The sequence below is a fragment of the Rhizobium sp. 05L429 genome (assembly GCF_056397645.1).
This window is the reverse complement of the sequence record NZ_JBFTNV010000016.1, coordinates 140,335-148,622: the sequence shown is the minus strand read 5'-3', so window position 1 is coordinate 148,622 and position 8,288 is coordinate 140,335. Positions and strand designations below refer to the sequence as shown.

Genomic DNA, 8,288 nt, shown 5'->3' with positions numbered 1-8,288 from the left:
GCTCGGCCTTATCAGAGGCTTCCGCATCAGCTCTACCGGTGTCGCCCCCGCCATGCATCAGGGTCGCCGCGCCGCTTAAAGACGGCGCGCAGACATCAGGCCTTTTCATCACCAAAATATTAGCGGCCGCCGGATGAAAATCCGGCGGTTTTGCTTTTGGCACACCCCCCGATTTATAGGGAAATTTTGTCCAAAATCTAATAAAATTAAAGCTTTATTATAGGATGAATGCCAATCGTAGCTAACCGGTCGCAGCATGTTCTCTTAAGCAGCAGTAGATGCGTCGCCCTCATCCGGCGCGCTCGCACAGGCGGTATAAAACCGCACCGGAATGCAGCCCCATTCCTGTTGCGAGGTATCATGAAGAATTTGAAAATATCGAAGCAGCTTATCTTGCTGGTTATTGGCCTGATGGTCGCGTTTGCGATTGCAACCACCTTCCAGGTCCGCTCCTCGGTCAATGCGATCTACAAGGAACGCTATGACATGCTGCGTTCGGAGGTCCAGTCCGCGGTCTCTGTTCTCAAGCTCTATCAGGCGAAGGTGACTTCAGGCGAAATGAAGCTGGAAGACGCCCAGAAGCAGGCCTACACCACGCTCAACGCCATGAAATACGACCCCGATGGCTATTTCTTCGGCTATAGCTACGACATCCAGATGATGTTCCACTATGACGCCTCGAAAATTGGCCAGACCAACAAGGGGCAGCCGGACAGCAAGGGCAAGCTCTATCGCGAAGAGCTGGTCAAGGTCGGGCAGCAGGGCGGTGGTCTCGTCGAATATTATTCCACAGCCAAACCGGGCCAGCCCGTTGGCGATTATCGCAAGACCGCCTATGCGCTGGCCTTCGACCCCTGGAAGGTCGTCGTCGTCACCGGCGTTTACATGGACGATCTCGATGCCCAGGTGAACGACAAGATTCTGTCCGCGCTATCAGGCAGCATCGTTTTGTTCTTCCTCGCAATTGTAGCTGCTTACCTCGTCATCCGCGGCATATCGAACCCGTTGAAGGACGTGCACAACGCGCTTCAGGCGGTTGCCGACGAGAATGTTTCCCTTGATATCCCGCATACCGGCATGAACAACGAAGTCGGCATGATGGCGAAGGCGACGCAGTCGCTGCAGGAAAAGATCCGGGAACGCCACGCGATGTCCGATCGCGAGGCTGCCCAGCAACTGGCTCTCGAAAGCGAGCGCGAAAGCAACCAGCGTCATCAGCAGGACGAGGCGACCGTTCAGGCTCGCGTCGTCAGCACCATCGGCCAGGCGCTTGAGCAGATCGCCCGCGGCGACCTGACGGTGCGCTGCGCCGATATCGGCCAGAAGTATGCGGCCCTGCGCGACAACTTCAACGATGCGCTCTCGCATCTGGAGGCCGCCATGGCCCAGGTCAGCGCCAAGGGCGGTGATATCGGCGTGGCCAAGGAAGAAATCCGCCGCGCCTCCAACGAACTGTCGCAGCGCACCGAGCGCCAGGCCGCAAGCCTGGAAGAAACCTCGGCTGCTCTCGATGAGCTGACCGTTGCCGTCCGCCAGACGGCCGACGGTGCCCATGAAGCCAGCAAGCGGGTTCACTCGGTCTCGACCGAAGCCACCCACAGCGATGCGATCGTCACCCAGGCCATCGAAGCCATGAGCGGCATCGAAAAGTCCTCGTCTGAGATCACCAAGATCATCGGCGTCATCGACGAGATCGCTTTCCAGACGAACCTGCTGGCGCTCAACGCTGGTGTCGAGGCAGCGCGTGCCGGCGAAAGCGGCAAGGGCTTTGCCGTCGTCGCCCAGGAAGTGCGCGAACTGGCCCAGCGCTCTGCCGCTGCTGCCAAGGAGATCAAGGATCAGATCGCCCGTTCTTCCAGCCARGTCGACCATGGTGTCCGTCTCGTCGGCGAGGCAGGCGAAGCGCTGAAGCGCATCTCCGACCAGATCAAGGCTGCCAACGAGATCGTCGCCAAGATCGCCCACAGCGCCTCCGAACAGGATACGACGCTGCGCTCGATCTCGTCCTCGATGAACCAGCTCGATGCCGCCACCCAGCAGAACGCCGCCATGGCCGAAGAGACCACGGCATCGGCCGAAACGCTGGCTGCCGACACCGACGAACTGCTCGGCCTTATCAGAGGCTTCCGCATCAGCTCTACCGGTGTCGCCCCCGCCATGCATCAGGGTCGCCGCGCCGCTTAAAGACGGCGCGCAGACATCAGGCCTTTTCATCACCAAAATATTAGCGGCCGCCGGTTTCCCCGGCGGCCGTGTTCTTTTGTGCGAAGATGCTCGGAAAGCGCCCCATGCTCGGCGCCGCATCGGAAATGCACGTCCGGAACCAGCGCTGCGCTGGATGGGTATCGTTGCGCCGATGCCATGACATGACAAAGGGGATGCTGCCGAGCGAGAGGGGCGGCTCCAGCAAGACGAGTTCGTCCAAATGGCCCGAGGCCGCCACGACGCCAGCCATCAAGGTGGCAATCATATCCGAGCGGGCGATCAGCAGCGGCGCGGCATACATATTGGGAAGGGTCAGCGCGAGCCGCCGTTGAAGCCCTTTTTTCGCCAGCGCCGCATCGACATGGCCGAAGCGCTCGTTCTCCGGCGAGACCAACAGGTGCGGCAGAGCCAGAAAAGCATCGAGATCCAGCGGGTTCTTCGCCGTCGGATGATCTTTCCTGACAATGCAGATGAAGCGCTCTTCGAATAGCGACTGGGTCAGAATGCGGCCCGTCTTGGTCGAGGGCACGCCGACCGTTACATCGACCTCTCCGGCATCCAGCAGATCGATGGCGTCATCACGGGCACTGAAATTCCTGACATGCAACGTGGCACTCGGAGCCGCCTCGGCCAGCCGGGCAACGAGCTGCGGCAGAAGCGCGAAGGTCGGGTGATCGGAGAGGCCGACCGTGAAGGCGGCAGATGAGGTCGAGGGGTCGAATGCCTGGGTGAAATCGAGGGTGCGCTGGATCTCGGCAAGCGCCCGCGACAGCGGCTCGGCGAGATCAAGAGCTCGCGGCGTCGGCTGTAGACCCTGCGGTCCACGCACCAGCAGCTCGTCTTTCAGAAGACCGCGCAATCGCGCCAGCGCAGCACTCATGGCCGGCTGCGTCCGGCCGATGCGGATGCCGGCCTTCGTTACGCTGCGCTCCTTCATCAAGGCGTCGAAGGCGACAAGCAGATTGAGATCGATGCCGTGTAAATCCATGACATGGATGAATGCATATACTTGATATCAATTTCAAGCATGTTCCTCATGCCGTTAGGCTTGCCGGGTCGCAACGCAAACCAGGCAGGAGTTCATCATGCCATTCGCAAACTACAAGTTTCCCGAGGGTACTCTGACTGCAGAGCAGAAGGAGGATATCATCCTCAGGACGACGGCCATGTTCGTCGATTTTTTCGGAGAGGGCGTTCGCCCCTACACAATGGTTCTGGTCGATGAAGTCGTCGATGGCGGTTATGGCCGAGYCGGCGAAACCCTGACCATCGCCAAGATGCGAAAGGAACGATGAGCGCAAAGCAAAATGGGGCCGGAAGGCCCCATTTTTGTTATCGGCTGGCTCAGCCGGCGATCTTCGAAAAGTCTGCAACCGTTCCGGTCGCCGCACGGATCATCCGCAGCAGAGCGAGACGGTTGGCGCGGATCGCGGCATCCTCGTCATTGACCAGCACATCGGTGAAGAAGCGGTCGACGGGAGCGCGCAGCTTCGACAGCGCTTCCATCGCCGAGCGGAAGTCTTCATGCGCAACGGCGCCGGCAGCTTCCGACGAAGCCTTGGTGATGGCGGCGAACAGTTCCTTCTCGGCGTCGAGCTTCAAGAGCGCGCTCGAAACGCCATCGGCAACCACGGTGCCCTTCTTCTCCTCGGCGGCCAGAAGCTGTGTGGCGCGCTTGGTGCCGGCAAGCAGATTGATGCCGTCCTCTGACGTGATGAAGGCCGTCAGTGCCTCTACCCGGCGGGCAACCATCAGGAGGTCGTCGGCCTCAGGCGTCAGCACCGCATCAATGAGATCGTGACGCGCGCCCTGTTCGCGCAGATAGACCTTCAGGCGGTCGTGGAAGAAGGAAAGCAGATCGAACTGCCGCGACAGGTCATCGATGGCAACATTGGCGCCGATATCCATATCGATACGCTGCATATGCGAGATGATGCGCGGCAAAAGCGTCACGCGGGCGCGCTTTTCTAGCAGGATGCGGATGATGCCGAGCGCCGCACGGCGAAGCGCAAACGGGTCCTTCGAGCCGGTAGGCTTCTCGTCGATTGCCCAGAAACCGATGAGCGTATCGAGCTTGTCGGCCAGCGCTACTGATATCGCCACCTTGTCGTCGGGAACGCGGTCGGACGGACCCTGCGGCTTGTAATGGTCTTCGATCGCGGTGGAAACGGAAATGTCTTCGCCCTGCAGCGCCGCATACTTGCGACCCATCACGCCTTGCAGTTCCGGGAATTCGCCGACAGCTTCGGTGCGCAGGTCCGCCTTGCAGAGAACGGCGGCGCGATCCACCACCTTGTAGTCGGCGCCAACAGGCATGGCGATCTTGGCGGCCATTGCCCGGATGCGTTCGACGCGATCTCCCTGTGTACCGAGCTTGGCATGGAAGGTGACGTTTAGTGCATCGAGCTTGGCCATGCGCTGGTCGAGCGGCTTGGAAAGGTCGAGGCCGAATTTCTTGGCGGAAGCTTCCAGCGTTTCGAGGTCCGGCAGATTGCCCTGGTCGCGCTTCCAGAAATGCAGCGCGTCCGACAGGCGCGCGCGCACGACCTTGCCGTTGCCGTGAACGATTTCCTTGCCGCCATCCGTCGCCTGGATATTCGAGACGAGAATGAACTTGTTCGAAAGCGTCTCTTCACCCTGTTTGCGAGTGACGAAGCACTTCTGGTTGGTCTTGATGGTTAGGCGAATGATCTCCGACGGGATCGAAAGATAGTCCTCCTCGAAGGAGCCCATCAGCACCTGCGGCCATTCGACGAGGCCGGAGACTTCTTCCAGCAGGCCCTCGTCCTCGACCAGTTCCAGCCCGCTCGCAAAGGCGATGTCGCGGGCGTCATGCAGGATGATGTCCTTGCGCCGCTCTGCATCGAGGATGACCTTCGCCTTTTCGAGGCTCGCGACGTAATCGTCGAAGCGCTTGACGGTGATGGCTTCGGGCGCATGGAAGCGGTGGCCGTAGGTCACGTTGGAAGCGACGATGCCGTCGATTTCGAAGGGAATGACGACCGTTTCTTCATGTTCGGTGCCGAAGGTGCAGACGATCGACTGCAGCGGGCGAACCCAGCGCAGTGAACCTGGCTGCGAGGAGGCCTTGCCCCAGCGCATCGACTTCGGCCACGGGAAATCCTTGATGATACCGGGCATCACGTCGGCGATGATATCTTCAGCGCCGCGACCGGGCTTGGAGATGACGGCGACGTAGAAATCGCCCTTCTTAGGATCGCTGACGACCTGTGTTTCGGACACGGAGGAAAGGCCGGCGCCGCGCAGGAAGCCTTCGATCGCCTTTTCGTTGGCGTCGGTGCGCGGTCCCTTGCGCTCTTCGCGGATATCGGCGGAGCGTGCCGTCAGGCCGTGAATGTCGAGCGTCAGGCGGCGCGGCGTCCAGTATTCGCGCGCACCCTCATAGGTCAGTCCTGCTTCCACCAGTGCATCGGTCAAGAGCTTCTTGAGATCGCCGGCGGCCTTGCGCTGCATGCGGGCGGGGATCTCTTCGGAGCGAAGTTCGAGAAGCAGGTTCGGCATGGTACTCTTTTCCTAGCGCCCGCAGGGCAGGGCGATCCAAAATGGTCGCCTCTGCTACCAAAGAATGCCGCATCTGCACAACCGCAAAAACAGGAAGAAGAAAGCTCAATTGTGCCTCAGTCGTCATGCTTAAATCGGCCCAAGGGCTGTCTTGCGCTGTGGAAAGCGGCGGCAGGCATTGCCTTGCCGCTTTTCGCCGCTATGGTCCGCCAACCCTAATAAGTGCAGGAAATCTCATGGCCGCTGATCTTCGTTCGCTCGCAGCAAGTATCTCCGCCGAAATCAACGCCCGGCCCGATCAGGCCAAGGCGGCGATCGAGCTGCTGGACGAGGGCTCGACGGTGCCGTTCATCGCGCGCTACCGCAAGGAAGTGACGGGCGGGCTGGATGATACGCAACTCCGCACGCTGGCCGAGCGTCTCGTCTATCTGCGTGAGCTCGAAGCCCGCCGCGATGCGATCATCGGATCCATCACCGGCCAGGACAAGATGAGCGCGGAGGTGATGGGGAAGCTCACCGCCGCCACGACCAAGGCCGAGCTTGAGGACCTCTATCTTCCCTACAAGCCGAAGCGCCGCACCCGCGCCGAGATTGCCCGCGAGCGCGGCCTCGGTCCGCTTGCAGAAGCCATCCTCGCTGACCGCAGCAAGGAGCCGGCAGCACTGGCCGAAGCTTCCATCACCGCCGACGTGCCCGACGTGAAGACGGCACTCGAAGGCGCGCGTGACATCGTTGCGGAAGGTTTTGCGGAAAATGCCGACCTGCTCGGCAAGCTGCGCGCCCATATGCGCGGTGCAGCCCTTCTCAAGGCCAGGGTCGTGGATGGCAAGCAGGCGACCGGCGAAAAATTCTCCGACTATTTCGATCATTCCGAACGTTGGGCGACCGCGCCCGGCCACCGCGCGCTTGCCATGCTGCGCGGTTGGAACGAGGAGGTGCTGACGCTGACGATCGAGGCGGATGCCGAGATCGCCTCGCCGAACAAGCCGGTCGAGCGCATGATCGCCGCCGCCTACGAGATTGGCGCCAGCCGCCCCGGCGATCGCTGGCTGATGGATGTCGCAAGCTGGACTTGGCGCGTGAAGCTTTCCATGTCTCTTTCGCTCGACCTGATGCGCGAACTGCGCGAAAGGGCGGAGGAAGAGGCGATCCACGTTTTTGCCCGCAATCTCAAGGATCTGCTGCTGGCAGCACCCGCCGGCTCCCGCGCTACGATGGGCCTCGATCCGGGCATCCGCACCGGCGTCAAGGTCGCGATCATCGACGGTACCGGCAAGCTGCTCGATACGACCACCGTCTATCCGTTCCCGCCGAAGAATGATGTGCGTGGCACGCAGGCCGAGCTTGCCTCCCTCATTCGCAAGCACAATGTCGATCTGATTGCGATTGGCAACGGCACCGGCAGCCGCGAGACGGAAAAGCTGGTGGCCGATATGCTGGCGGCACTTCCGGCGCCGAAGCCCACCAAGGTCATCGTTTCGGAAGCCGGTGCTTCGGTCTATTCAGCCTCGGAAACCGCTGCTGCAGAATTCCCGCAGCTCGACGTTTCGCTGCGCGGCGCCGTCTCCATCGCCCGCCGCCTGCAGGATCCGCTGGCCGAGCTCGTCAAGATCGAGCCGAAATCGATCGGCGTCGGTCAGTATCAGCATGATGTCGATCAGACGAAGCTCTCCCGCTCGCTCGATGCAGTCGTGGAAGATGCCGTGAATGCCGTTGGCGTCGATCTCAACACCGCTTCCGCGCCACTCTTGGCGCGCGTTTCCGGTCTCGGACGCTCGATCGCCGATGCGATCGTTCTGCATCGCGACGAGAACGGCGCTTTCGAAAGCCGCAAGGATCTGTTGAAGGTCGCCCGCCTCGGCCAGCGCACCTTCGAGCAGGCGGCGGGCTTCCTGCGCATCCGTGACGGCAAGGAGCCGCTCGATGCCTCTTCCGTGCATCCGGAAGCCTATGGCGTGGCAAAGAAGATCGTCGCCGCTTGCGGCCGTGATCTGCGGTCGCTGATGGGCGACAGCGCCGCCCTGAAGGCGCTCGATCCACGCAAGTTTATCGACGAGAAGTTCGGCTTGCCGACGGTCAAGGATATCATTGCCGAGCTGGAYAAGCCGGGCCGCGACCCGCGCCCGAGCTTCAAGACTGCGACCTTCGCGGAAGGCATCGATGAAATCAGCGACGTGAAGCCGGGCATGGTGCTGGAAGGCACCGTCACCAATGTCGCGGCCTTCGGCGCCTTCGTCGATATCGGCGTGCATCAGGATGGCCTGGTACATGTTTCGCAGCTTGCCGACCGCTTCATCAAGGATCCTCACGAAATCGTGAAGGCGGGCGATGTGGTCAAGGTTCGCGTCGTCGAAGTCGATGTAAAACGCAAGCGCATCGGCCTTTCGATGCGCAAGGATGACGGCGCTCCGACGGGTTCTCCGCGTGGTGAGTCGCGCGGAAATGCAGGCTCGCCTCCGCAGCAGGACCGCCGTCCCGCATCGGCGAAGCCGCAGAGCCAGGGCGCCTTCGGCGCGGCGCTTGCTGAAGCCATGAAGCGAAAATAAGGGCTTAGCCCTCAA

5 protein-coding genes are annotated in these 8,288 nt (G+C 61.3%); 3 read left to right on the top strand and 2 right to left on the bottom strand.

All coding sequences use genetic code 11. The features are described from left to right. Positions 1–360 precede the first annotated feature (360 nt). Positions 361–2,184: a methyl-accepting chemotaxis protein gene (locus tag AC1DNW_RS18580; protein ID WP_115035620.1), complete on the top strand. Its 1,824-nt coding sequence runs from the start codon at positions 361–363 to the stop codon at positions 2,182–2,184. 40 nt (positions 2,185–2,224) lie between these two features. Here the strand turns inward: AC1DNW_RS18580 and AC1DNW_RS18575 are convergent, their stop codons facing one another. Next, a complete protein-coding gene (locus AC1DNW_RS18575; protein ID WP_113310702.1) occupies positions 2,225–3,193 on the bottom strand; it encodes a LysR family transcriptional regulator in 969 nt (322 codons plus the stop codon). A 97-nt stretch (positions 3,194–3,290) separates the two neighbouring features. On the opposite strand from AC1DNW_RS18575, the gene AC1DNW_RS18570 reads away from it, so the two are divergent. Next, complete coding sequence (locus tag AC1DNW_RS18570) at positions 3,291–3,500, top strand: tautomerase family protein (protein WP_477853987.1); 210 nt, start codon at positions 3,291–3,293, stop codon at positions 3,498–3,500. A 49-nt stretch (positions 3,501–3,549) separates the two neighbouring features. Here AC1DNW_RS18570 and glyS read toward each other — a convergent pair whose 3' ends face one another. Then, positions 3,550–5,727 carry a glycine--tRNA ligase subunit beta gene (gene glyS / locus AC1DNW_RS18565; protein ID WP_113310703.1) on the bottom strand — a complete coding sequence of 726 codons (2,178 nt, stop codon included), beginning with the start codon at positions 5,725–5,727 and terminating at the stop codon, positions 3,550–3,552. A gap of 236 nt (positions 5,728–5,963) precedes the next feature. On the opposite strand from glyS, the gene AC1DNW_RS18560 reads away from it, so the two are divergent. Further along, entirely contained in the window at positions 5,964–8,273 is a 2,310-nt protein-coding gene (locus AC1DNW_RS18560; protein WP_477853986.1) for a Tex family protein, read from the top strand. The last annotated feature ends 15 nt before the right edge of the window (positions 8,274–8,288 follow it).

Bases quoted from the DNA above. Each gene is read 5' to 3' on its own strand.
- AC1DNW_RS18575 (WP_113310702.1), bottom strand. From the start codon at position 3,193: ATGGATTTACACGGCATCGATCTCAATCTGCTTGTCGCCTTCGACGCC.
- glyS (WP_113310703.1), bottom strand. From the start codon at position 5,727: ATGCCGAACCTGCTTCTCGAACTTCGCTCCGAAGAGATCCCCGCCCGC.